This window comes from Pseudomonas sp. YuFO8, assembly GCF_035065025.1.
In the GTDB taxonomy this organism is placed as follows: domain Bacteria; phylum Pseudomonadota; class Gammaproteobacteria; order Pseudomonadales; family Pseudomonadaceae; genus Aquipseudomonas; species Aquipseudomonas putida_AE.
This window is the reverse complement of record NZ_JAXDEQ010000004.1, coordinates 154963-179851: the sequence shown is the minus strand read 5'-3', so window position 1 is coordinate 179851 and position 24889 is coordinate 154963. Positions and strand designations below refer to the sequence as shown.

At 59.5% G+C, this 24889-nt stretch carries 23 protein-coding genes and 1 tRNA gene; 7 read left to right on the top strand and 17 right to left on the bottom strand.

The genetic code is table 11. From position 1 onward, the window contains the following. Positions 1-365: 365 nt before the first annotated feature. From SOP95_RS05750 to SOP95_RS05730, 5 genes are all read right to left on the bottom strand, one after another. Positions 366-1595: a methyltransferase gene (locus SOP95_RS05750; RefSeq protein WP_323606522.1), complete on the bottom strand. Its 1230-nt coding sequence runs from the start codon at positions 1593-1595 to the stop codon at positions 366-368. Beyond that, positions 1576-2265: an ABC transporter permease gene (locus tag SOP95_RS05745; RefSeq protein ID WP_274075128.1), complete on the bottom strand. Its 690-nt coding sequence runs from the start codon at positions 2263-2265 to the stop codon at positions 1576-1578. The genes SOP95_RS05750 and SOP95_RS05745 overlap by 20 nt, the downstream gene beginning before the upstream one ends. Then, positions 2262-2957: an ABC transporter permease gene (locus tag SOP95_RS05740; protein WP_046815302.1), complete on the bottom strand. Its 696-nt coding sequence runs from the start codon at positions 2955-2957 to the stop codon at positions 2262-2264. Before SOP95_RS05740 ends, SOP95_RS05745 begins: the two co-directional genes overlap by 4 nt. 72 nt (positions 2958-3029) lie before the next feature. Then, positions 3030-3776 carry an ABC transporter substrate-binding protein gene (locus SOP95_RS05735; RefSeq protein WP_274075129.1) on the bottom strand — a complete coding sequence of 249 codons (747 nt, stop codon included), beginning with the start codon at positions 3774-3776 and terminating at the stop codon, positions 3030-3032. A gap of 13 nt (positions 3777-3789) precedes the next feature. Next, positions 3790-4563, bottom strand: a complete 774-nt coding sequence (locus SOP95_RS05730; RefSeq protein WP_007972784.1) for an ABC transporter ATP-binding protein — start codon at positions 4561-4563, stop codon at positions 3790-3792. A 563-nt stretch (positions 4564-5126) separates the two neighbouring features. On the opposite strand from SOP95_RS05730, the gene gabP reads away from it, so the two are divergent. Further along, positions 5127-6518, top strand: coding sequence for a GABA permease (gabP, locus tag SOP95_RS05725; protein ID WP_274075130.1), 1392 nt, complete (start codon positions 5127-5129; stop codon positions 6516-6518). Positions 6519-6595: 77 nt separating this feature from the next. Here gabP and vapC read toward each other — a convergent pair whose 3' ends face one another. The 6 genes from vapC to SOP95_RS05695 all read right to left on the bottom strand — a co-directional run bounded on the left by vapC (position 6596) and on the right by SOP95_RS05695 (position 10394). Further along, the gene (gene vapC / locus SOP95_RS05720) at positions 6596-7003 is read right to left on the bottom strand and encodes a type II toxin-antitoxin system tRNA(fMet)-specific endonuclease VapC (RefSeq protein WP_046815298.1); all 408 of its coding nucleotides are present in this window, start codon (positions 7001-7003) and stop codon (positions 6596-6598) included. Beyond that, positions 7003-7233, bottom strand: coding sequence for a type II toxin-antitoxin system VapB family antitoxin (gene vapB, locus SOP95_RS05715; RefSeq protein ID WP_274075132.1), 231 nt, complete (start codon positions 7231-7233; stop codon positions 7003-7005). Before vapB ends, vapC begins: the two co-directional genes overlap by 1 nt. Before the next feature lie 169 nt (positions 7234-7402). Then, entirely contained in the window at positions 7403-7855 is a 453-nt protein-coding gene (locus tag SOP95_RS05710) for a hypothetical protein (protein ID WP_274075133.1), read from the bottom strand. Positions 7856-7861: 6 nt separating this feature from the next. Then, on the bottom strand, positions 7862-8278 hold the full coding sequence (locus SOP95_RS05705) for a hypothetical protein (RefSeq protein WP_274075134.1): 417 nt from the start codon (positions 8276-8278) through the stop codon (positions 7862-7864). A gap of 38 nt (positions 8279-8316) precedes the next feature. Next, positions 8317-9279, bottom strand: coding sequence for an alpha/beta hydrolase family protein (locus SOP95_RS05700; protein WP_323606521.1), 963 nt, complete (start codon positions 9277-9279; stop codon positions 8317-8319). 62 nt (positions 9280-9341) lie between these two features. Next, positions 9342-10394: a PDDEXK nuclease domain-containing protein gene (locus SOP95_RS05695; protein ID WP_323606520.1), complete on the bottom strand. Its 1053-nt coding sequence runs from the start codon at positions 10392-10394 to the stop codon at positions 9342-9344. 239 nt (positions 10395-10633) lie between these two features. Between SOP95_RS05695 and SOP95_RS05690 the strand changes: the two genes are divergently transcribed. Beyond that, a complete protein-coding gene (locus SOP95_RS05690) occupies positions 10634-11083 on the top strand; it encodes a carboxypeptidase regulatory-like domain-containing protein (protein WP_323606519.1) in 450 nt (149 codons plus the stop codon). A gap of 146 nt (positions 11084-11229) precedes the next feature. Here the strand turns inward: SOP95_RS05690 and SOP95_RS05685 are convergent, their stop codons facing one another. After that, a complete protein-coding gene (locus SOP95_RS05685; RefSeq protein WP_274075138.1) occupies positions 11230-11700 on the bottom strand; it encodes a hypothetical protein in 471 nt (156 codons plus the stop codon). A gap of 217 nt (positions 11701-11917) precedes the next feature. Then, complete coding sequence (locus SOP95_RS05680; protein ID WP_323606518.1) at positions 11918-12709, bottom strand: TSUP family transporter; 792 nt, start codon at positions 12707-12709, stop codon at positions 11918-11920. Between the two features lie 422 nt (positions 12710-13131). Between SOP95_RS05680 and SOP95_RS05675 the strand changes: the two genes are divergently transcribed. The 4 genes from SOP95_RS05675 to SOP95_RS05660 all read left to right on the top strand — a co-directional run bounded on the left by SOP95_RS05675 (position 13132) and on the right by SOP95_RS05660 (position 18669). Further along, positions 13132-14622, top strand: coding sequence for an aldehyde dehydrogenase (locus SOP95_RS05675; protein WP_323606517.1), 1491 nt, complete (start codon positions 13132-13134; stop codon positions 14620-14622). 266 nt (positions 14623-14888) lie between these two features. After that, positions 14889-15686 carry a helix-turn-helix transcriptional regulator gene (locus tag SOP95_RS05670; RefSeq protein WP_274075141.1) on the top strand — a complete coding sequence of 266 codons (798 nt, stop codon included), beginning with the start codon at positions 14889-14891 and terminating at the stop codon, positions 15684-15686. A 48-nt stretch (positions 15687-15734) separates the two neighbouring features. Then, positions 15735-17117: an aspartate aminotransferase family protein gene (locus tag SOP95_RS05665; protein WP_274075142.1), complete on the top strand. Its 1383-nt coding sequence runs from the start codon at positions 15735-15737 to the stop codon at positions 17115-17117. 172 nt (positions 17118-17289) lie between these two features. After that, positions 17290-18669 carry an APC family permease gene (locus SOP95_RS05660; RefSeq protein WP_323606516.1) on the top strand — a complete coding sequence of 460 codons (1380 nt, stop codon included), beginning with the start codon at positions 17290-17292 and terminating at the stop codon, positions 18667-18669. A gap of 162 nt (positions 18670-18831) precedes the next feature. On the opposite strand, the gene SOP95_RS05655 is transcribed toward SOP95_RS05660, so the two are convergent. From SOP95_RS05655 to SOP95_RS05640, 4 genes are all read right to left on the bottom strand, one after another. Next, positions 18832-18907, bottom strand: a tRNA-Phe gene (locus tag SOP95_RS05655). A 103-nt stretch (positions 18908-19010) separates the two neighbouring features. Beyond that, positions 19011-19283 carry an oxidative damage protection protein gene (locus SOP95_RS05650; RefSeq protein WP_008024947.1) on the bottom strand — a complete coding sequence of 91 codons (273 nt, stop codon included), beginning with the start codon at positions 19281-19283 and terminating at the stop codon, positions 19011-19013. Beyond that, on the bottom strand, positions 19280-20347 hold the full coding sequence (mutY, locus tag SOP95_RS05645) for an A/G-specific adenine glycosylase (RefSeq protein WP_274075144.1): 1068 nt from the start codon (positions 20345-20347) through the stop codon (positions 19280-19282). The genes SOP95_RS05650 and mutY overlap by 4 nt, the downstream gene beginning before the upstream one ends. After that, on the bottom strand, positions 20344-22569 hold the full coding sequence (locus SOP95_RS05640) for an AsmA family protein (RefSeq protein WP_323606515.1): 2226 nt from the start codon (positions 22567-22569) through the stop codon (positions 20344-20346). The genes mutY and SOP95_RS05640 overlap by 4 nt, the downstream gene beginning before the upstream one ends. A 403-nt stretch (positions 22570-22972) precedes the next feature. On the opposite strand from SOP95_RS05640, the gene SOP95_RS05635 reads away from it, so the two are divergent. Next, complete coding sequence (locus SOP95_RS05635; protein ID WP_323606514.1) at positions 22973-24637, top strand: OFA family MFS transporter; 1665 nt, start codon at positions 22973-22975, stop codon at positions 24635-24637. Positions 24638-24889: the final 252 nt, after the last annotated feature.

Below are 24889 nucleotides of genomic sequence, written 5' to 3'. Positions count from 1 at the left end.
AGGTTCTGTAAACCCCTGAATTCAGACTATTTTTGCGCGGTGCTTGATCGAGTGTTTCCAATGCTTGCCGAGCGTCATGACGGGGTGCAAAACGATGTGCCAGAGCCGCTGTTTCATGCGTGTGCTGTTGCCCATCTGTCGATGGTTTATGTCTTTTGTTCGAATGCTTATGCACAACGGGATTTGCGCTTCACCCGGTTAACAGTGCTTTTGTGGATCCGTTCTCATTAGCTCGCAAATGCCTGTTTTTCTGGTTTTTTATTCTTTGTATGAAATCTGAACAGTGCCGTATCAGGGCTGAAACAGCTGTAAAGATTGGATCCATGAATATTTCATCAACAGAGTTATCCACAGGCTGTGTGGCGTTAAGAACGTTCCGCCAGCAGAAGAATGTTGCGCGGTGTGAGCGAGGTTTCGCAGAAGGTGCCGAGGCGAACGGTGTAATCCTGCTCTTGTAGGAATAATGCCCGATCCAGCACCAGCCAAAGCTCCAGCGGGCGTCGGAAAAGCCCGCGCACAAGCTCTAGATTGCGGACCTGGGCCAGGCGCTGCCAACCGGCGGCTTCGAGTGCGGGCCAATCCTGGGCGCCGATTGTGGATAACTCCTTGTGATCGGCCAGGTGTTGGCAGTATTCGGCAAAGGGTTTTTCCAGCCAGGCGCTGGCCAGGGATGGGGTCGGCAGGTACTCGTCAACGCCTCGCAGCTGTCTTTGCAGCAAGTCGAAACCCAGGCGTCGGGCCATCGAGATGTCGCGTTGGCGTCTTACGCGAGCGCCGGCGGTGACGGTTTCACTCATCGGCAGCCCCAGATCGTCGAGGGACAGCTGTAGGTCAGAGCGTTCGGCGGCTGAGGATATCGGTGAGTACCGGCCAAGGCTGGTCCGGTTGTAGCAACAAGGGGCGATGGCGAGTTGCTTGCAACCGGCTGCACTGGCGAGCCGGATCAGTCGCACATGCAAATCGCCGCAGGCGTGCAGAGCGACGGGTGTGTGCTGATCTTCCAACAGCAACGCCGCATCGGCCGCCAGTACGTCCTGTTCGACATGCAACGCGTGCAGTCGATGCCGCAGGCTGAGCGCCTGGCCGCTGGTTACCAGCGCCGGATCGTATTCCAGGCAGGTCAGTTGCTGCCCAGTTTGCAGAAGGCGTCGACCCAGGTGTCCCTTGCCCGAGCACCAGTCCAGCCAGTGCGTGGCGGTATCGTCAAAGTGCAGTCGGCTGGCAAAGGCTTCGATTTGCTGCCACTTGCGCCCCGGCACATCCACATTCAGTCGATGAGCTGGCGCTTCGAGCGCATAAGCAGGCAATTCATCCACCGCACTCAGCGCCAGTGACATGGCCGCCAGCGAAGCAAAAGGCTGCGGCGCATCCACAAGGGCAGGGTGGTTGTGAGCGCCTTCCGCCTCGTCCAGCGACCGCCCGCGTAGCCAGGTGGCCAGTTCGGGGTAGGAGGTTTCCCATGGCAGCTGCAGATGAGTGAACGGCCGTGGTTTCCACAGCGCCTGATGCGCTGTCAGAAAAGTATCCAGCGCAGTGAAACGGGCGAGCAGTTCCTCGCCCGTCAGCACTTGGGGATCAACGCCCTTGGCAGGCATCGACGCGCAACCAGCGCTCCAGCAGCTTGAAGCCGCGTACCAGCACGTAGGCCATCAACAGATAGAACATGCCGGCGGCGAAGAAGATCTCCACCGGCAGGTAGGTCCGGGCGATGATGGTGCGGGCCATGCCCGTCAGTTCCAGCAGGGTCACGGTGCTGGCCAGGGCGCTGGCCTTGAGCATCAGGATCACTTCGTTGCTGTAGGCCGGCAGGCCGATGCGCGCGGCACGGGGCAGCATGATGAAGATCAGCGCCTTGGTTTTGGACATGCCCAGGGCGCGCGCCGCTTCGATCTCGCCCGGTGGAATCGCCTGGATGGCCCCGCGCAGGATCTCGGCGATGTAGGCCGCGGTGTGCAGGGTCATGGTCGCCGTGGCGCACCAGAACGGATCGCGCAAGTAAGGCCACATGGCGCTGGTACGGATCGCGTCGAACTGCGCCAGCCCGTAATAGACCAGGAACAGTTGCACCAGCAACGGCGTACCACGGAAAAAGAAGATGTAGCCGTAGGGAAACGCCCGCACCCACCACAGGCGCGAGGAACGCGCGATACCCAGGGGAATCGCCAGCAGCAGGCCGGCGATGACGGCAATGGCCACCAGTTCCAGGGTCAGGGTTGCGCCCTGGGCCAGTTTCGGCAGCCACTTGATGATGACTTCCCAGTTCATTGAGTGCTCCTCGCGAAGCCGCGAGCGGCGCGTTTTTCCAGGAAGTGCATGCCGGTCATGGCCAGGATGGTCAGGCTCAGGTACATGAACGCAGCAACCATATAGAAGGTGAACGGTTGCTTGGACACGGTCACGCCGATTTGCGCGTGACGCATGATTTCTTCCAGGCCGATCACCGAAACAAGCGCCGTATCTTTCATCAGGATCATGAACAGGTTGCCCAGGCCGGGCAGGGCGATACGCCACATCTGCGGCATGATCAACTTGGTGAAGATGCGAAATTTCGACAGGCCCAGGGCCACACCGGCTTCACGGTGGCCTTTGGGGATGGCGAGGATCGCGCCGCGAAACACTTCCGTGGCGTAGGCGCCAAAGCACAGGCCCAGTGCAATCACACCGGCAGCGAAGGCATTGAGCTCAAGGTCAGGGTTGCCGAAAAACTCGCCCAGGGCGCGCATCAGGTTGACCGTGCCGAAGTAGATCAACAGTACCCAGAGCAGTTCCGGGATGCCGCGAACCAGTGTCGAATAGGTGCCGCCAAGCCATTGCAACGGCTTGTACGGGGAAGTCTTGGCCAAGGCGCCGAGCAGACCGAGCACCAGCCCCAGGCACAGGGCCGAGAGTGCCAGTTTCACAGTCATCAGCGCGCCAGCGGCGAGCGCCGGGCCGAATCCGTAGAGGTCGATAATCATGGATTTCTTTTCAAATCGCGGCAGGCAATACCGTGAACCGGCGCCATCAGGCGCCGGTCAGGCAGGTCAGGATCAATAGATGCTGAACGGGAAGTACTTGTCGTTGATCTTCTTGTAGGTGCCGTCAGCAACGATTTCTTTCAGTGCGAGGTTCAGCTTCGCGCGGATCGGGTCGTTCTTGCGGACAGCAATACCGATCTTGTCGCTTTCTTCCACCGGGTCGCCTTTGAACTCGTAGGATTTGCCGGCGTCGCTCTTGAGCCACTCGTAGTTGACGTACTTGTCGGCCAGGATGCCGTCCAAACGACCGGAAGTCAGGTCCAGGTAAGCGTTTTCCTGGGTGTCGTAGAGTTTGACTTCAACGCCTTCCATGTTGTCTTCCAGCCAGGTACCCGCCAGCGTCGCGCGCTGTGCGCCGATCACTTTGCCTTTCAGCGAGTCCTTGTCGGTCTTGAAGTCGACGCTTTTAGGCGCGATGAACTGCAGCTTGTTGGAGTAGTACGGGTCGGTGAAGTCCACCGCTTGCTTGCGCTCGTCGGTGATCGACATCGAGGAGATCAGGAAGTCGAACTTCTTGGCGTTCAGGGCCGGTATGATGCCGTCCCAGTCGGAGGTCACGACGGTGCACTCGACTTTCATCTTGGCGCACAGGGCGTCGCCGATTTCCTTGTCGAAGCCGACGACATTGCCGCTGGCATCTTTGTTGTTGAACGGCGGGTAGGCCGCTTCGATGCCCATCTTCAGGGTTTCAGCCATGGCACCGGCGCTGAACGCCAGGGTAACGGCGGCGGCCAGGAAGACCTTCTTGAAATTCTGCATGCGGTTAGCTCCGTTAGCGGTTGCTGGACATGAATTGTTTGCAGCGCGCCGAAAGCGGGTTTTCAAATACCTGCTGTGGCGATCCTTGCTCTTCTACCAGGCCCTGGTGGAGGAACACCACTTCGCTGGAGACCTGACGGGCAAAGCCCATCTCATGGGTGACCAGCAGCATGGTGCGGCCTTCTTCGGCCAGTGCGCGGATGACATTAAGTACTTCCTGGACCATTTCCGGGTCAAGCGCGGAGGTGGGCTCGTCGAACAGGATGACCTTGGGCTGCATGGCCAGGGTGCGGGCGATAGCCGCGCGCTGTTGCTGGCCGCCGGACAACTGCGCCGGGTAGGCGTGGCGCTTGTCGGCGATGCCGACCTTGGCCAGCAGGGCTTCGGCGACTTCGATGGCTTCGGCCTTGCTCTGGCCGAGCACGCGGCGCGGGGCCTCGATGATGTTGTCGAGCACGCTCATGTGCGGCCACAGGTTAAAGTTTTGAAACACAAAACCTATTTCGCTGCGCAGGCGGTTGATCTGCTTGCCGTCGGCAGCGACCAGTTCGCCGTTCTTCGCGGCCTTGAGCTTGAGTTCTTCGCCGGCCACCAGGATCTGGCCCTGGTGCGGGTTTTCCAGCAGGTTGATGCAGCGCAAGAACGTGGACTTGCCGGAGCCGGAGGAGCCGAGGATCGAGATCACGTCGCCGTCGCGGGCGGTCAGCGAGATGCCCTTGAGCACCTCCAGCGAGCCGTAGCGTTTGTGCAAGTTGCGGATTTCAAGCGCGGGCGTGGCCTCAGCCATGTGCGTTCCTCATTGTGTATTCGCTCCTGCTGTTGGTCGCCTTCCTGGCGAGGCGGCCAAGCTAGCATAGCGTTTCAAAGGCAGCCAACAGCGCTACGGGCAGTAAACGGGTGGCATGTGGCAGGTTGTCGCATCGGCGCAGCAGACTGTCGCCCCATCAACAACCGAACAGCCGTTTGAACCCTGCTTTCAGATAAAAGCGTGGTGGCTGTCGCGTAAAAAAGGGCGCGATGTTGCCAGCTTTGGCGGGGGGTTGGAAGCGCTAACCGGCCAAAGGTGGCGGATCTGCCCTTTTATTGTGCGTCGAGGGATTTTGGGGTGTGTTTCCGGTGCGCTGGTTCGTCCATAAAGTGAGTCGCAGGGTAACGTTCTGGCAAAGTGCCATTAATATCAATGGCTTGCGATGACTGTCCGGTCCGGGCGAAATTCCCGGGTTAGAAGGGTTTGAAACATTTTGGCGCAAATATTGCGTGCAGATTCCGGAACGCCCCGTTTGTTTCTTTTTACAAGAAGGAACACAAGCGGGATGCACGCATTCGCTTTTCCTTACAAAGGTAGTTTCAATGAGCAGTACCCAAAGCTCTAACGGCCTCGAACAGGGGCTCAAACCGCGGCATGTCACCATGCTGTCGATTGCCGGGGTTATCGGTGCCGGCCTGTTCGTTGGCTCGGGCCACGCCATCGCTGCAGCAGGCCCGGCCGTGCTCCTGGCTTACGCGGCCGCCGGCATGCTGGTGGTGTTGGTGATGCGCATGCTCGGTGAAATGGCTGTCGCCTCGCCGGACACGGGCTCCTTCTCGACATATGCCGATCGCGCGATCGGTCACTGGGCCGGCTTCACTATCGGCTGGCTGTACTGGTGGTTCTGGGTGCTCGTCATCCCGTTGGAAGCCAACGCCGCCGCCACCATCCTGCATGCCTGGTTCCCTGGCGTGGACATCTGGGCCTTCGCCCTGGTCATCACCATGCTGCTGACCGTGACCAACCTGTTCAGCGTGAAGAACTACGGCGAGTTCGAGTTCTGGTTCGCCCTGATCAAGGTCCTGGCGATCATCGGTTTTATTGTGCTCGGCGTCATGGCGATCTTCGGCTTTCTGCCAGGCAGCCAGGTTAGCGGCGTTTCCCACCTGTTCGATACCCAAGGCTTCCTGCCAAACGGCATGGGCGCGGTGTTGGGTGCCATTTTGACCACCATGTTCTCCTTCATGGGTACCGAGATCGTGACCATCGCGGCCGCGGAATCGAAGAACCCAGGCAAGCAAATCTCCAAGGCCACCAACTCGGTGATCTGGCGGATCGGCTTGTTCTACCTCGTCTCGATCTTCATCGTCGTGGCCCTGGTGCCATGGAACGACCCGGTCCTGGCCAGCCTCGGCTCCTACCAGACCGTGCTTGAGCGCATGGGCATTCCGAACGCCAAGATGATCGTTGACATCGTGGTTCTGGTCGCCGTGACCAGTTGCCTGAACTCGGCGCTCTACACCTCGTCGCGCATGCTGTTCTCCCTGGGCAAGCGCGGTGATGCACCGGCCATGTCCACCCGCACCAACAAGAGCGGCACGCCATACTGGGCAGTCATGCTGTCTACTGGCGCAGCGTTCCTGGCCACATTCGCCAACTACGTGGCTCCGGCTGCGGTGTTCGAGTTCCTGCTGGCCAGCTCCGGCGCCATTGCGCTGCTGGTGTACCTGGTGATTGCGATCTCGCAACTGCGCATGCGCAAGCAGCGCATGGCTCGCGGTGAGAAAATCGTGTTCAGCATGTGGCTGTTCCCGGGCCTGACCTACGCGGTGATCGTGTTCATCGTCGCGGCCCTGACCATCATGCTGTTCCAGGAAGCTCACCGCGTGGAGATCCTCGCGACCGGCCTGCTGGCCGTTATGGTCGTCGCTGCCGGCTTGCTGGTAGCGCGTCGGCGCAAACTGGAGAAGCGTGGCGCGGTAGTGCTGAGCTGATTCGTACCGCGTAATGCAAAACGGCCGCTGTCAGTGATGACAAGCGGCCGTTTTTGTTTGTGTCGATTGCTTTGTGTTCATTCGGCATGAACCCAGTCTTCTACGCGTAACCCCGGAACGCGCTCAAACTCCCGCAGGTTGTTGGTGACCACGATAAACCCGCGCGAGCGTGCGTGCCCGGCAATCATCTGGTCGTACGGACCTATGGGTTTGCCTGCCTTTGCAAGTTCGGATCGAATCATTCCAGTGTGTGCTGCTGCTTCGTTGTCGAAGGGAAGGACTTCAAGTCGGGCGGCGAATCCCTCGATGACCGCCAGGTTTCTTTCGGGGGCTGCCGATTTTTCCGCGCCGTAAATCAGCTCCATCAACGTGACCGCACTGATGCACAGTTGGCCGTGATGACGGTTGAACGCCTCCCGTACCATTTGTGGCTTGTTCTTGATGGTGAAGATGCAAATGTTGGTATCGAGCATGTACTTGATCATCAGAACGAATCACGCTCCTGATCGGCGGGTTGCTCGCGATCGGCCATGAAGTCTGCCGTAATGCTTTCGCCATCGAACCAACTGTCCCAGGTTTCACCAGCGGGCGTGATGATGCGGCTTCGACCGACGGCGACGACGTCGACTCGTTTCACGTCGTTCGGCATGGCTACAGCTTTCGGCAGGCGAACCGCCTGGCTTCGATTGCTCATGAAAAGAGTTGTCTGTTCCATCTGGGCCTCCTGCGCTTTTGCTGGCGCAATAAGTCCAAAGGATAGGTTTTGTTTTGGATATGTCAATGGGATATACATTGTGGCTGACTGAAGGAGTGCGCTCGATTCAGGACCAAAAACGGCCGCTGTCAGTGATGACAAGCGGCCGTTTTTGTTTGAGTCGTAACCTTTATTCGGCTTTTTCTTCCGGCGCTTCCAGCGACTCGCGGTAGACATCCAGTGCAGCGCTGAAATCGGTGATGAACTGTGGCTCGCTCAACCATGCCTGGGCGGTCTCGCGGTCCATGCCGTCGGCCCACATGCGGTAGTCGATCAGCATGTCGGCGGCCAGGTGGGTGGCGGCCATGCCTTCGTCGTCGGCGTTTTCCATGTCCAGCAGTTCTGGATGGTCGATGATGATAAAGGCCAGGTTCGTCAGCAACACCGAGAGCATTTCGCTGCGGCTGACGGCTTCCGCGTCGCGCATTTTGCTGAACATCGCCAGGGTGTATTCCGGGATCGGCTCGGCGAGGTGGCCAAGGTCATCGTCCAGCGCGGCGGGTTTGCGGCCGTGGATGTTGATCTGCTTGGCTTTGGCTTTTGCGCGCTTGGCGCGTTTCTGTTGCTTGTTCAGGGAGGCCATGGGAACTCAGTTCGGTTTCTGTTGGGTTTGCGCAGCAATGGCGTCGGACGCCGCCACGTAGTCAGCCTGGAAGGCTGGGGATTCGATCCACGCCAAAGCGCCGGCTTCGTCGGTTTCGGTGGACCATTGGCGATATTCGATCAGCGCGGCGAGGATAAAGTCCATCGCGCCTTCTTCACCTTCCTGCTCGTACACCAGCTCCAGCAGCGGGTCTTCGAGGAAAGCCGTGCACATGGCCTGCTGGCTGAGCTTCTCGGCGTCGATCATTTTCTTGAACAGTTCGGTCAGGTCCACCGACTCGAAGTCGATGCGATCGTCGTTCGGGTCCAGCTCGACCGGCGCAGCAGCTCGCTGGGTGCGGTTCTGCTTGGCCTTGGCCTTGGCGCGGGAGGCGCGTTTATGTTGCTTGTTGGCGGAGGCCATGGGCGTCGTTCCGTAATTCGATTAAAAGGGCAGGTGACTCAGCGGCGAGGCACTGTCCGCCCGGGTGTGTCGGGGGCCAGCTCGCCGTTTTGCAGCCAGGACAGTGCAATGGGCCATAGTGTGGCTTGGTATGCGCTGCGAAAAAAGGCGAAATGACCAACTTCCTGCTCGCCGATGTCTTGGGGGGTAATGCGCAGGTGAGTGTTGGTGCTGGCGGTGAAGTAGCCGAGCAGGCGTTCGATGGCCGGGATTGTGCCGTAGGGATCGTCGCTGAGGCTGATCGCCAGGGTTTTCGCGGTGACGGCAGCGAAGTGTCTGACATGAATGTCCTGGCCGCTGGGACGCTTCTCGTAACGCGCGGTGGGCGTGCTCCAGTCGCGCACTACACCGGCTGGCGTGTCTTCCAGCCAGCCGAGGCGTTTGCCGGGAAAGTAGCCGCAGAGCATCGTCACCAGCGGCATCACCACATGCCACTTGCCAAACATCCGCCAGCGATGAGCGGGTTCATAGTCGCGCCAGTAAGCGAATTGCGCGCCGACCGTCACCAGGCGACGGATTAGCTGTCCGGACGCTCCCAGCCCCGCTGCACAGCCACCAAAGCTGTGACCGACCACATCGATCGGCTGACCTGGAAACTCACGCTGTGCGCGCTTGAGCATCGCCTCGAAGTCCAGGGCGCCCCAGTCGGACCAGGACGCCTTCAGTCCTTTCATCGATGCGGGCCGTGATTCGCCGATGCCGCGGTAGTCGTAGGTGATGACATCGAAGCCGTTGGCAAACAGGTAATCGGCGAAGCGCGAGTAGTGTCGGCAGCGCACCGATGTGGCGGCGTTGATGATGACGACTGCCCGGGAAGCGTCCGGCTCCGCATGCCGCCAGGTGAAGCCGCCAAGGACGAAACCGTCGGCGGCGGGTTGCTTGAACGGTTCGCCCGAAGCGCCAGTCGTTAGCGGCAGCTCGATTTGAGTGGGGGCGAGGGATGCCATGTCCTGCACATTCATTGGCGTCGGACCTTTGCGGGTAGCTGACAACAATAGTCTTCACGCCGCGTATGAACAATCCATCACGGTTCCTGATGAAGGCGCTCTTCAAGCACTGCCCGCTCTCGATCCAGTTCCGCGCGTAACTCTTCCTCGCTCGGCAGTACCAGTTGGTATTTGCTGGCAAATAATTGTTCGTTGCCCTCCAGCACTGAGTAGCGCACTACGGACTCATCCTTTTGCGCGCAGAGAATGATGCCGACAGTGGGGCCGTCTTCTTCTCCCCGCTTGAGGTCGTCGTACATGCGCACGTACATGTCCATCTGGCCTACATCCTGATGGGTCAGTTCACCACGCTTGATATCGAAGATGACGAAGCACTTGAGTAGGTAGTTGTAAAAAACCAGATCGATGTAGAAGTCCTTGCTCTCGGTGCTGATGCGCTGTTGCCGGGCGATGAAAGCAAAGCCCTTGCCCAGTTCGAGCAGGAAATCCTGCAACTGTTCGATCAGAGCCTGTTCGATCTCGCTTTCCTGAAGCCTGCCGGCACTGGGCAGGCCAAGGAATTCCAGCACAACCGGATCGCGGATGAAGTCCCGAGGGCTGGCCTTCATTTGCTGAATATTGGTGGTTGCTTCCTGAATGACGGGGCAGCGATCGCGGCTCGCCAAAAGACGTTCGTAGTACAGGGTATTGATCTGGCGCTCCAGCGCTCGGCTTGACCAGTTTTGGGTGGCAGACTCGTTCATGTACCAGAGGCGGGCGTTTTCGTTGTCGACTCTTAGCAGCCTGCGATAGTGGGTCCAGCTCAATTCGTGACGCAGTGCGTCACAAATTGGGAACGCTTGGTAGAACAGGCGCATATACCGAAGGTTGGAGGCGTCGAAGCCCTTGCCGAATTCCGCTGTAAGTACCTTGGCCAAGGTCGAAAGCAATTGTTTTCCATACCCCGCCCGCCGGGCTCCTTCCTGCTCGAATTCGACAATATGCCGACCGATTTGCCAGCAGCTTTGCACTTGAATGGTATCGACCGCGCGCAACACCTTCTTTCGTGCCTGGCGGATCAGCTCACCAAGATTGCCAAGCAGTGAGGTGATTTTTGGGTCTTGTGTGTCATCGGGGACGAGGGCGCTCATGGAGTCTTCCGCAATAAGCTGAACAGGCAGAAGAGAATGGCAAGAGAGCATGGGTCGATGCTGCAGGGCGCAGCTGAAAAGACCGAAGGACCGGACTGATAGGCGTGAAGGGTGACGGAGCGATTCACGTAGTACGTTTCGTAGTGGCTCCAAGTACAAATCGTTCTAGAACACGACGACGGCGCCGGAAATCAAAATTGAGTAACGATTGGGTTCCATGGAGCCCGGGAGTCGTCATCATGAAATCTGTGAAGTCACTGTTCCTGCCCTTTGTCGCCATCGGTGTGTTGATGTTTCCGATTGCACCGCACGCTGCCAGCCTCGAGCCGATCGACAATTCGGGCGTGCAGGTTCAACGGCAGGAACAAAACGGAATTACCTACCTGTCTGGTGGTATCGGTGAGGATGAGGCGAAAGCGATACAGCAAACCACCGGTTACAACCTGCATATGACGTTCTCTGTCGGCGTCGAGAACAAATATATTCCGGACGTCGATGTAGTCATTCATAACGCGCAGGGACAGAGCGTGTTGACCCTGACTCAAGCGGGTCCGCTGGTTTACGTCCAGCTGCCTCCTGGCAAGTACACGGTGGTTGCGACCCGTGCTGGTGAACAGCGGCGTGATACCACGGATGTTGGCACGGGAACCGCGCGCAATCTGGTATTTCACTGGAATGGTGATGTCTAGCCGAGTGTAGGCGTGAGGCGATTTCGTCAGCGTTCAAATCCGCAAACAGCAGCTTTCACTGCTGTTTGCGGAACATCGCGCGCTAGAGTTTTCGGTTTGCCGGCGTGCGATGGATGGTTTGCTGAACAAACACCTGGGGGATGGAGTTAGCGGATACTGCGGATGTTGCCTTTGTTGCCTTTTACGGTGACGGATACTTTCTTGAAGATGAAGTAGTTTTCTTCGTTCACTTCATAGCGAGGGGCGACGATCAGGTCGGCGCCGGAAGATTTGACCGCTTTGTAGGCCGCAGCAGATTTAACCGCGCTGACGGGATCCAGACCAAGGCCGCTCAAGGCGCCGCTCTGACCGCCATAGCTGACGCCGTCGGCAAATTGGGAATCGCCGCCGAATTTGAGGAAACCGAACAGAACGTTGACCGAAGACTGGCCGGAGATCGCGTCACCGACAGCGATGTCTGCTTTCAGGTCGGCTTTGACAGTGCTGTCGATTGGCGAGGACGGCTGGCTGTTGTTGTAGCTGACGCAGCCGCTGGCGGTGGCAATGATTGTCGATAGGGCGAGGAACTTCAAAAGCGTGTTCAATAGCTGCTTCCTTACGTTTAAACGTGAATGCATGCAGGCAGATTGGCTGCTGCAGTATTTTCACCGGGTAAGCGTGTGCCCTCTATGAGAGGGATCCTAGAGCGCTGTATGAAGAGTTGGCACAAATCTAGGGAAGTAGTGCCTTGTAGGCGTAGGAATTTTCGTTTGCGATGAATTTGGTTAAATCCCGGGCATAAAAAACCCTGAATCTCGCAATTCAGGGTTTCGTTCACTCAGTGAAGGCTGGCGATCAGAGCGAGGCTACCAAGTGCGTGAAGGCAACGCGCAAGGGATTGGTTTCCACGCTCAGAAGCTTGATAGCCAGCGCACAGCAGACCACGATCAACATGGGCTTGATTAGCCGTGGGCCGACCCGAACAGCGGCGCGCGCACCCAATTGCGCGCCGATAAAGGCCGCCAGGGCCATGGCGATTGCGATCGGCCAGATGATCACCCCTTTGGTAATGAACACCGACAGCGAACCCAAGTTGCAGGAGGCATTGGCAAGTTTGGTAAAGCTCATGGCTCGCATCATGCCCAAGCCGCAGAGAAGAACGAACCCGACGATAAAGAACGAGCCCACGCCGGGACCAAATATGCCGTCGTAAAAGCCCAGTATCGGCGCCACGGTAAACGAAAAAAGCAGAATGCCAATTCTCTTGCGTCGATCTTCGTTGGCCAGCTTTGGAGATAGCGCAAAATAGATGGCCACCAGAATCAGCATGATCGGTACGCAAACTTCCAGATAGCGCTTATCGATAGAGCTGACGAGCAAGGCACCACTGGCACCGCCAACGAATCCGCAGATAACCAGGAAGCGGCCTTCTCTCCATTCGATCATTCCCTTGCGGGCAAAGGTAACTGTTGCCGATATGGTCGCCGAAGCCGCCTGGAATTTGTTGGTGGCTATCGCACTGATGGGATCGACACTGGCTAAAAGCAAGGCAGGCAAAGTAATCAGCCCGCCACCACCGGCAATTGCATCAAAAAAGCCGGCGCAAAAAGCAACGAGCGCCAACATGCCAATTACATCCCAAGACATTACATTCCCTCCTTGTAGTTATTGCCCATTAATCACATGACTGTTCGTTCAGGCAGCTCCGCTTCCGATTCTGCTCAGCTTCATGATCAGGGTATGTCGTCCATTTCCGTTAAATCGGACGGAGAGTTCAGACAGGCTCGTGAGGCTGGCAAAAATGGCCGATGACCGCACCTGACACTTCTCGGCCTCGCAAGCGTTAATGCGCTTGCTGGCGTGGCGATAGGGAGGTGGGGGTTACTGACTTATGAGTTTCGTTCGGACGCTACGACGCGTGGCCTACTGCTCCACACCCCCCGGCACTACCGAGCTTTTTCTTGGGAACCGAGCATATTTTTACTATTTTTCCTCGCCGCCAGAGTCGAGCATGATCCAGCGAAACCAATAATAACTGACCGTTTCAGCGGTCGGCATGGGAGTAGCGTGTGCTCGATCTCAACTACTGGCAGCAGCGGGCTGCCCGCCAAACATTCATTTCAAATGCCTTGATCGCAGGGCAGCAGGTTGCGTGCGCTTCGGGTGCGACTTTCGAGGTGATCAACCCGGCGACCAACCAGCTGCTGGCCTGTGTCACCGCCTGCGGCGAGGACGAAGTAAACCTCGCCGTGCGCTCGGCTCGCCGGGCGTTCGAGGAGGGGCCGTGGGCCCGTATGGCCCCGGTGGAACGCAAGAAGATCCTGATCCGGCTCTCCGAACTGCTGCTGGCCAACCGCGAGGAGCTGGCACTGCTCGACTCGCTGAGCATGGGCAAGCCGGTCATGGATGCCTACAACATCGATGTACCTGGCGCGGCCCATGTGTTCGCCTGGTACGGTGAAGCCCTGGACAAGCTCTACGACCAGGTTGCGCCGACCGCGCGCAATGCCCTCGCCACCATCACTCGCGAGGCCCTGGGGGTGGTTGCTGCCGTGGTGCCATGGAATTTCCCGCTGGACATGGCGGCCTGGAAGCTCGCCCCGGCATTGGCCGCCGGTAATAGCGTGGTCCTCAAACCCGCCGAGCAGTCACCATTTTCTGCCTTGCGCCTGGGTCAGTTGGCGCTCGAGGCCGGCATACCGGAAGGGGTATTGAATGTTGTCCCGGGCCTGGGCGAAAGCGCCGGCAAGGCCCTGGGGCTGCATCCTGATGTGGACTGCCTGGTGTTCACCGGCTCGACCCAGGTCGGAAAGTACTTCATGCAGTACTCGGCGCAGTCCAACCTCAAGCAGGTCTGGCTGGAGTGCGGCGGCAAGAGCCCGAACCTGGTCTTCGAAGACTGCCAGGACCTGGATCTGGCCGCGGAAAAAGCCGCGTTCGGCATTTTCTTCAACCAGGGCGAAGTCTGCTCGGCCAACTCCCGGCTTTACGTGCAACGCTCTATCTACGATGAGTTCGTCGAGCGCCTGATCGCCAAGGCTCGGACCTGGATGCCCGGTGATCCGTTGGACCCTGAAAGCCGGGCCGGTGCGATCGTCGATAGCGAGCAAGCCACCCGCATCATGAAGGCGATCGAGCAGGCACGGGGTGAAGGCGCGAAGCTCCTGGCAGGCGGCGATCGCCTGACGATCAATGGGTCTTCGAACTTCATCCAGCCGACGATCTTCGCTGACGTGGGTAGAAACATGAGCCTGGCGCGTGATGAAGTGTTCGGTCCGGTGCTGGCCATCAGTGCCTTCGACTCCGAAGAAGAGGCGATTGAGTTGGCCAACGACAGCATCTACGGGCTGGCCGCTTCAGTCTGGAGCGATGACCTGAACCGCGCTCATCGGGTGGCCCGGGCATTGAAGGCCGGGACTGTTTCGGTCAACACCATGGATGCACTGGATGTCGCCATTCCTTTTGGTGGCGGCAAGCAGTCCGGTTTCGGGCGCGATCTTTCCCTCCATTCGTTCGACAAGTACACGCAACTCAAAACCACCTGGTTCCAGCTTCGTTGAGACCGACCACGTCGCAAGGCGTGGCAGGGAAAACCCATCTGCACGCACCCCTCGGGGTGGCGTGCTTTTCATGCTTGTGGGGCCGCTGGAGCGGTCATTCAGCACCCATTGGTCGACTCACCCTAACGGGTGATATCGGCAGTTTTGCGAGCGTGGGAACATCATTTCAACCCCGGCACCAGTCACCGTGTCGCTCCCAATCGTACTTTCGGCGAGTCTTTGAAGTGGAAAACGATCGGTTTTTTTCTGCGCAATGGTTCGAACAGATGGCCAAGGTGACCGAGAGTATCGGCCAACCGGGATTCGCCGCGACGCTGTTCGAAACCCTGGGCTGTATCTGGCCCATTCAGGCGACGACGCTGTACCTGTATCCCCATGGCGGTATGCCCAGCGCGCTGTTCGAACTGGACGGTCCCTGGCTGCCGCAAGGCAATGTGCGCCAGTACCTGTCCGGATTCTATCTGCTTGATCCGTTCTATGGTGCCTGTGTGGAAGGCGTCAGCTCCGGTTGCTACGACCTCGCTGACGTCGCTCCCGACCACTTCGAACTCAGCGAGTACTACCAGTCGTTCTATCGGCACTCGCACCTGCAGGATGAGTTGAACTACATCCTGCAGTCTGCTCCCGGGCTGAGCCTGGCGGTGTCACTGGCGTTCACGGAAAAGCTCGACGCGGCTACGACGCAGCAGTTCAAGTGCATTACGCCCTGGATCCTGACCTTGCTGGGCAAGCATTTTGTCGGCCTGGACACGCGCGGCGCTCGATTTGAAAACCAATTGGAGCAGCGCATCCACTCGGCACTGAACAACTTCGGTTCGTCGATCCTGACCGAGCGCGAATGCCGCATCGCCCAACTGATCCTGCGTGGCCATTCGACCCGCTCCCTGGCCGAGCGCCTCGGGGTGTCGGAGGACACCATCAAGTCTCATCGCAAGAACGTCTACTGCAAGCTCGACATCGGCACGCAATCGGAGCTGTTTTCACTGTTTATCGATTCGTTGGCCGAAGCCCAGGGCGTGCTCAGCAAAGACCCTCTTGAAAGCTACATGAGCAAGACCCGCTGAGCGGACTTGCTACCCCTCGCGTGACTACCAACAAAAGAGAAAAAAGCCATGAATGCACCCTTCGAACCGAAACGGCAGACTGAGGATTACCAGAAGTCCGATGCCGCCCACCACATCCATGCGTTTGTGGATCAAAAGGCGCTCAATGCCGAAGGTCCTCGGGTGATGGTCCGCGGCGAGGGCCTGTATCTCTGGGACAACGACGACAAGCGTTACCTGGACGGCATGTCGGGCCTGTGGTGCACCCAGCTCGGCTATGGTCGCAAGGACCTGAGCGCTGCGGCGGCTGCGCAGATGAACCAGTTGCCGTACTACAACATGTTCTTCCACACCACCCACCCAGCGGTGATCGAGCTGTCCGAGCTGCTGTTCAGCCTCCTGCCGGGCCACTACAGCCACGTCATCTACACCAACTCCGGCTCCGAAGCGAACGAGGTGCTGATCCGTACCGTTCGCCGTTACTGGCAGGTGGTCGGCAAGCCGCAGAAGAAGATCATGATCGGCCGCTGGAACGGTTATCACGGCTCGACCCTGGCGGCCACTGCGCTGGGCGGGATGAAGTTCATGCACGAGATGGGCGGCCTGATTCCGGATATCGCGCACATCGATGAGCCTTACTGGTACGCCCAGGGCGGCGAGCTGACCCCGACCGAGTTCGGTCGTCGCTGTGCCTTGCAGCTGGAAGAGAAGATTCTTGAGCTGGGCGCCGAGAATGTCGCAGGCTTTATCGCCGAGCCTTTCCAGGGCGCTGGCGGCATGATCTTCCCGCCTGAGAGCTACTGGCCGGAAATCCAGCGCATCTGCCGTCAATACGATGTGCTGCTGTGTGCCGATGAAGTGATCGGTGGCTTTGGTCGCACGGGCGAGTGGTTCGCCCACGAGCACTTCGGTTTCGAGCCGGACACCCTGTCGATCGCCAAGGGCCTGACCTCCGGCTACGTGCCGATGGGTGGCCTGGTGCTGGGCAAGCGCATTGCCGACGCGCTGGTGGAGCAGGGCGGTGTCTTCGCCCACGGCCTGACCTATTCCGGACACCCGGTCGCGGCCGCGGTGGCGCTTGCCAACCTCAAGGCACTGCGTGATGAAGGCATCGTTCGCCAGGTGAAGGAAGATACCGGGCCGTACTTGCAGCAGATTCTGCGCGAGGTGTTCGGCAACCACCCGATGGTCGGCGAGATCCAGGGCGCGGGCCTGGTCGCGGCCTTGCAGTTCGCCGAGGACAAGGCGACACGCAAGCGCTTCGCCAACGAAAATGACCTGGCCTGGCAATGTCGCACCTTTGGTTTTGAAGAGGGCGTGATCATTCGCTCGACGCTTGGCCGCATGATCATGGCGCCGGCACTCGTGGCAACGCGCACAGAGCTGGACGAGCTGGTGGAAAAGACCCGCATCGCGGTAGACCGCACCGCACGGATCGCGGGAAAGCTCTGAAGTCATCTGTGAGCGGGTTGGTGATCGACAGCGTTACATCACCCTGCGTGCCTATCGATTGAACAAGAGGCTGCCCGACACTGGGCAGCCCACCCTTCAGCAGACCAATCACTCACGATATCCGTTCTTCGGATACCGCAGCGTCCTGCATTCAAATTTTCAGGAGTCAGCAATGAATACAATAACAAGCGTGGCCGATACTCCTTCCCATCATTCCCCGTCGGAATCGGTTTCGCCCGGCAGATTTCGACAATCCCTGGGTCTTACCGCCCTGGTCCTCTTCGGCTTGGCGTACATGGTCCCGCTGGCGGTGTTCACCACCTATGGCCTGGTGACCCAGATGACCAAGGGCCACTTGCCCACCGCCTACCTGCTGACCCTCGCCGCCATGCTGCTGACCGCCTACAGCTACGGACGCATGGTGCAGGCGCATCCGTATTCGGGGTCCGTGTACTCCTATACGCGCAAGGCGTTCGGCAGCTACTTTGGCTTCATGGCCGGCTGGACCTTGTTGCTGGACTACATCTTCCTGCCGTTGCTCAGTTATCTGCTGATCGGCATCTACATGTCCGAATACTTCCCCGCGGTTCCCGCTGCGGTGTGGGTGCTCGGCTCCATTGCCCTGGTGACCTTCCTCAACCTGATCGGCATCGAATCCATCACCCGGGTCAACCTGTTGCTCGTGGTTGTCCAGTTGGTCTTCATCGTGGTGTTCGTTGCGTTGTCGATCCACAACCTGGGGGATCAAACAGAGCCGGTTTCGCTGCTCGCACCCTTCCATCATGAAGGCTTCAGCGTTCCGTTGATCATGACCGGCGCAGCGGTCCTGTGCCTGTCCTTTCTCGGCTTCGACGCCGTGTCGACAATGGCCGAGGAGACACCCAACCCACGGCGCCTGATCCCCCTCGCGATCATGGTGGTGAGCCTGCTCGGTGGCCTGCTGTTTGTCCTGGTTTCGTATTTCGCGCAAATGGTCTATCCGCAATGGAACACCTTTGCCGACCCGGACTCGGCGTCGCTGGACGTCATGCGCCGCGTGGGTGGAGAACTGCTGGTGACCGCCTTTACCGCCACCTATGTGGCCGGCTGTTTTGCCTCGGCGATGGTCTCCCAGGCCAGCGTCTCCCGGGTGCTGTTCGCCATGGGCCGCGATGGCGCGCTGCCTCGGGTGTTCGGCAGGCTGGTCTCGAAGAAGCGCGTGCCGGCCACCGCGATCATGCTGGTCAGCCTGTTCTCCCTGATTGCCCTGTTCATCACCCTCGATACCGTGGCCAACATGATCAGCTTCGGCGCGCTCTTCGCGTTCTCGGCGGTGAACCTGGCGGTCATCAAGCATTATCTGGTCGACCAGAAGCTGCGCGGCGCCAGGAACTGTCTGATATACGGCGTGGTGCCGGCGCTGGGGTTCCTAAGCACTATTTGGCTGTGGACCAGCCTGTCCAGCATGTCGTTCGTGATTGGGCTGTGCTGGATGGGGTTGGGGCTGCTTTGTTTGCTGGGCGTAACGCGTGGGTTCCGGGTGAAGCTGCCGGAGTTGCAGATGGCGGAGTGATCGGAGCGCAGAGGCCGGACTGCGCCCGCCGCCCCTCGTGATCGCCGACCAGGCTTTCACGGGGGGCTTACAGGGGAGCAAACCATAGAAAGCAAAAAACCCGCACTAGGCGGGTTTTTTGTGTGCTTTCAGGTGTGCTTGGCATCACCTGAAAACGGAAGGTGGTGCCCAGAGACGGAATCGAACCGCCGACACGGGGATTTTCAATCCCCTGCTCTACCGACTGAGCTATCTGGGCAACGGGGCGCATTAAACTGGTTTTTCAGGGGGTCGTCAAGCAAGTTATCAAAAAATATTTAATTATTACCGTCGCTTACGATCCGACCCCCGATTTCAAGGGCTTACTCCGCAGGCGGAACGTAGCCTTCGGCCTTGGCGTATTCCTCGCCGGAGAAGTACTTGTCCATCTCGCCCTGAAGATATTTGCGGTCTTCGGCGTTCATCATGTTGAGGCGCTTTTCGTTGATCAGCAGGGTCTGGTGTTTTTGCCAGTCGGCCCAGGCCTTGGCCGAGACGTGGTCAAAAATGTCCTGGCCTTTGGCACCCGGGAATGGAGCACGCTCCAGGGCGGGCAATTCTTCTTTGTACTTGCGGCACATGATGGTGCGGGTCATGACGACTCTCCTGCGTTCAATACGACGGCCGCGCGTTCGAGCAAGGTCTTGACCGGGGCGGCAAGGCCCAGGCGCGGCGGGGTGGCGAGGTTATACCAGAGCCAGTCGGCCTCGGCCACGTGATGGCCGGCCTCCTGGACCTGAACCAGCCAGGGTTCGATGGATAACTGGAAATGGCTGAAGGTGTGCACCAGGTTCGGCAGTGCCTGCTGGTTGCCCAGCGCCAGCGAGTGCTGCGTGGCGAGGTGTTGCAGGTCGTCGAGGTCATCGAGTTCCGGCAAGCTCCATAAACCGCCCCACAGGCCCGTGGAGGGGCGACGGTAAAGCAGGATCGCACCTTCGGCATTGGCGAGCATCGGCATCAGCGTGCGTTTCTGCGGGATGGCTTTGCGTGGTTTGGGAATCGGGTAGCGGGTTTCCAGGCCGAGCATGTGCGCTTCACAACCCTTTTCCAGCGGGCAGAGCAGGCAGCTCGGCTTGCTGCGAGTGCAGAGCGTGGCGCCCAGGTCCATCATCGCCTGGGTGTAGGCGTTGACCCGATCGTGCGGCGTAAAGCGCTCAGCGTTTGCCCAGAGCTGTTTGGCCACCTTGGGCTCGCCCGGGTAGCCCTCTTGTGCGGTAAAGCGCGCCAACACCCGTTTGACGTTGCCGTCGAGGATGGGTGCGCGCAGGCCCATGCTGATGCTGGCGATCGCGCCGGCCGTAGACAGGCCGATGCCGGGCAGGTCGGTGAGCTTTTCCACGTCGCGGGGAAATTCACCGCCGTACTGCTCGACGACGATCTTCGCGGTCTTCTGCAGATTGCGTGCGCGGGTGTAGTACCCCAGGCCCGTCCACAGGTGCAGCACTTCGTCCTCGGGCGCCGCGGCCAAGGCCTCGACCGTCGGCAGCGACGCCATGAACCGGTCGAAGTAATTCAGCACGGTGCTGACCTGGGTTTGCTGCAACATGATTTCCGAGACCCACACCCGATACGGGGTGATGCCCTGTTGCCAGGGCAAGTCGTGACGGCCGTGGCGGTCGAACCATTCCAGTACCGCCGATGAAAACTGCTCGGCTCTCATCGCTTGAACAGCCCCTTGAGTGCGTCCTTGAGTTCCGGGCTGACCTTGTCGCCCAGTTTCTCGTCGATTTTTTCGCCAATGCGCTCGCCCGCCAGTTTGCTCGCGACCTGACCCATGCGTTCGTTGTCCAGGCGACAGGCCTTGGCGCCAAGCTCCAGCGGGCCGCGGCAACGCAGCGGCCACTGGATGCCGACAAACTTCTCGTTCACCTGGCAAGCCGGGTCCGGCATGTCGCTCTTGTCGCCTTCGACGATGATGCCCACGCGGTAATCCATGCCCAGGACGCGCAGGTCGACGTCGCCGTCGCCGTTGACGGTCATGCCCGGGATACGCACTTTCAGGTCCGGGTTGCTGGCGACGCCGTTACGGAAGGTCAGGTTGCCCTTGAGCTCCTGGAACGGTGTGTCCTTGCCCCGCGGCTCGCCGCTGAGGGACTTGCGGTTGAGTGTGGCGATGCCTTTGCACAACTGCTGTTCGAGGTTGGCATTGAGCAGCACGCCGTTGTTGATGACGAAACTGGCGTTGCCGTTGAGGGTCTCGATCAGCGCTTTCTGGCTGTTGCCGCTACCGGTGAGGGTGCTGTTGAGCGTTACCAGGCCCTTGACCGGTGGTTCCTTGCCCTGGCTTTCGAGGATTTTTTCCGCGGGCACCCGGCTGATTTGCGTCTGCATGTTCAACACAGGTGCCTGCTGGCGCACATCGAGGGTGCCTTTGGCATCGAAGTTGCCCTCGTACAGGTCACCGCGCAGGCTCGTCAGGGTCAACAGTCCGTCCTGGCCGTTGGCCTTGAGTACGGCGTTTTTGATCGGCAGCTTTTCCAGGGTCAACTGGCCGAAGGTCAGGTCGGCGTCTACATCCAGCTTGGCCAGGCGCTCCACCGGCAACAGGCGTTCGTTACTCCATGCTTCCTTGGTCGGGGATTGCGGCAGCGGTGTGCTGCCGGCCCCGGCCATGGCATCGGCTTCGGTGCTGGCGACTTCGGCCTGGCGCACTTGCTTGGCGCTGTTGGCCTCGGCCGATTTCGGCGGCAGGTAACGGTCGACGTTGAAGGTGTCGGCCTTGAGGGTTGCGCGCAGGGATTGCTTGGCAAAGTCCTCGACGGCGATGCGACCAGTGAAGGTGCTGTCGTCGACTTTCAGGTTGAGGTCATCCAGCGTGAGGCTGGAAGGCGTGCCGGCCAGGCGCGTGGCCACTTCGACCTTGCTCAGGCTGCCTTCAGCCATGGCCGGGAGTTTCTGGCCGATGCTGTCGACGAATTTCGCCAGGTCGAACTGGGCAATTGACAGCCCGCCGCTGACCTGTGGGGTCTTGTCCAGGTCATTGACCTTCAGCTCACCCAGCGCTCGCAGTTGGTTGGCGGAGACCTTGATCCCGGTCCATTCGGCGACGTTGGCGGCCTTGTCCAGCAGCAACTGACCCTGGGCGGCGAAGGTCATGGTCTTGCCTTGCAGCGGATCGCCGGCGACTTCGCCGGACAGCTTCATGTCTTCGAGCTTGTAGCGCTGTAGCGCACGCTCGAAACGCAGTTCGCCGGCGAGCTCGGTGCGCACCCGCAGAACCGGCTGGTTGGTGCCCAGGAATGCTGTGAGCTTGACCGGTATATTGGTGGAATCGTGCACCGGGCCGGTACTGAGCTGGATGCTTTCGGCGCTGAATTGCTTGCCGGTTTTCTCGTCGCTGTATTCAACGCGGGCGTTGTTGACGGTCAGGCTGTCGATGTCCAGGCGAATCGGCTGGGCCGGTTTTTCCACCTGGGCGGTGGTAGGCGATTCAGGTTCGCCGGTGGTCTCGGCAGGTGTGCCCGTGGTTGCAGGCTTGGGCACCTTGCCGATGTCTTCCCAGTTGCCGTGGCCATCCTTGTCGCGGTTCAGGCGCAGGTTCAAGCCTTCAACGCGCACGTCGCTCATCTGCACCTCACGGCGCAGCAACGGCAGCACGCGCACCGACAGGCCGAGCATCTGCAGGTCGGCGAACGGATCGGCGGGCTTGGCCAGGGTGGCGACCGCCGCATCGTGCAGCTCCAGGCCCAGCCACGGGAACAGGCTCCAGCCGATATCGCCATTGAGCGTCAGCTCGATGTGGGCCTTGTCGCGGGCTATCTGGCGTATCTCGTCTTTGTAGTCGTTGGGATCGAAGAGGTGGGTCAGGGCAAAGCCCAGCGCCACTACGATCAGCAACAGCCCGAGAAGTACCAGACCCAGGATTTTGCCGAACGCTTTCATGGGCGAGTCCTTGTAGTTAGTCGAATTCGAAATTTAGCCGGGGAGTATAGCGCTCCGCCGCGAGCGACCGGGCAGATCACATGACAGAGCGTCGAGCATCCAGGCAAAAAGTAATTTTTTCCTACAAATTCGGCGCAGTACCGAAGAAGTTGTTCAGCCGTTCGACAATGCCCGGAAGGGAGGTTCCTTCAGTGGCAGGAAAACAGACAACATAGAAATCATGATGTCAGTTTGGTTTTTCGCTCGCTGGCAAATGCTACTCTTCACCCGTTCGTCCGTCCCTGCGCGGCATGATGTCGCACAAAAAAACAGCTTTTCCCTGAAAAAACGGTCATGTCTGCGTGCATTGAGACTGAGGGAGAAGAGTGGCTGGCGAACCTGAATAATAATTGGGGGATACACAATGACCACGAGCATCACGGCGGACGGCCTTCAAGTCGGCCAGCCCGCGTTCCTGTCCAAGGAACGCATCATCGCCAGGCCCGGTTTCAACCGGTGGCTGGTGCCACCGGCCGCGCTGGCCATCCACCTGTGCATCGGCATGGCCTATGGCTTCTCGGTGTTCTGGTTGCCGCTGTCCAAGGCGCTGGGCATCACCGCGCCAGTGGCTTGTGCACCGGACATGGGCTTCATCGCCCAGGTCTTTTCTTCGCAATGCGACTGGCCGATTTCGATGCTCGGCTGGATCTACACCCTGTTCTTCATCTTCCTGGGCTGCTCGGCAGCCATCTGGGGTGGCTGGCTGGAACACGCCGGGCCGCGCAAGGCGGGTGTTGTCTCGGCCCTGTGCTGGTGCGGCGGTCTGCTGATTTCCGCGCTGGGGGTCTATACCCACCAGATCTGGCTGATGTGGATCGGCTCGGGGGTCATTGGCGGTATCGGCCTGGGCCTGGGTTACATCTCGCCGGTGTCGACCCTGATCAAGTGGTTCCCGGACAAACGCGGCATGGCGACCGGCATGGCGATCATGGGCTTCGGCGGGGGCGCGATGGTCGGTGCCCCCCTGGCGGCGGCGTTGATGAGCCATTTCGCTTCACCGACCAGTGTCGGCGTGTGGCAGAGCTTCCTGGTCATGGCCGCGATCTATTTCGTGTTCATGATCGGCGGTGCGCTGTCCTATCGTGTACCGCCTACCGGCTGGAAACCTGAAGGCTGGACGGCACCTGCGAAAAAAGCCTCGAACGCGATGATCACCCACCGTCATGTGCATGTGAATGTGGCGTGGAAAACGCCACAATTCCGCCTGGTATGGCTGGTGCTGTGCCTGAACGTATCGGCGGGTATCGGCATCCTCGGCATGGCTTCGCCACTGTTGCAGGAGGTGTTCGCCGGCAAGTTGCTGGGCAACGGCCTGGCATTTGGCCAGCTGGATGTCTCGCAACTGGCCTCGATTGCGGCGATCGCCGCCGGTTTCACCGGTTTGCTGAGCCTGTTCAACATCGGTGGCCGGTTCTTCTGGGCATCGTTCTCGGATTACCTGGGCCGTAAAAACACCTACTTCGTGTTCTTTGCCCTGGGTTTCGGGCTGTATGCATTGATCCCGAACCTCGGTCATCTGGGCAACGTTGCGCTGTTCGTGGCGGCGTTCTGCATCATCCTGTCGATGTACGGCGGTGGTTTCGCGACTGTCCCGGCGTACCTCGCGGACCTGTTCGGTACGCAAATGGTCGGCGCGATCCATGGTCGTCTGCTGACGGCCTGGGCTGCTGCCGGCGTGCTGGGTCCGGTGCTGGTGAACTACCTGCGTGAGTATCAGTTGAGCATCGGCGTTGAACGGGCCGCGGCTTACGACATCACCCTGTACATCCTCGCGGGCCTGCTGGTGTTGGGCTTCCTGTGCAACCTGCTGGTTCGTCCGGTGGCCGACAAGTACTTCATGACCGACGCCGAACTGGCTGCCGAACAGGCGCTGGGTCACGACAAAGGGGCTGACAGCAATACGTCGCTCGAGTGGAAAGCGGCGGCGGGTACCAAGCCTCTGGCGCTTGCTGCGTGGTTGGTGGTGGGCATTCCGTTGGCGTGGGGTGTTTGGGTGACGCTGCAGAAGACGGCGGTACTCTTCCACTAACACCCAACCATGTGGGAGCGGGCTTGCTCGCGCAAGCGGTGTGTCAGTCAACATTCATGTGTCTGAAAATCCGCTTTCGCGAGCAAGCCCGCTCCCACATTTGATCTCCACTGGACGCAAATACTGCGTTTCGACTGCTTGTACTGACATGTACACCATTGGCCGTAGTGGATTCACTCCGTCAGCGATATCACCTCCCGTGTTTCTGTTTCGCGCCCGCGCCCCTATAATGGTTGCCTTTTTCGCCCAATG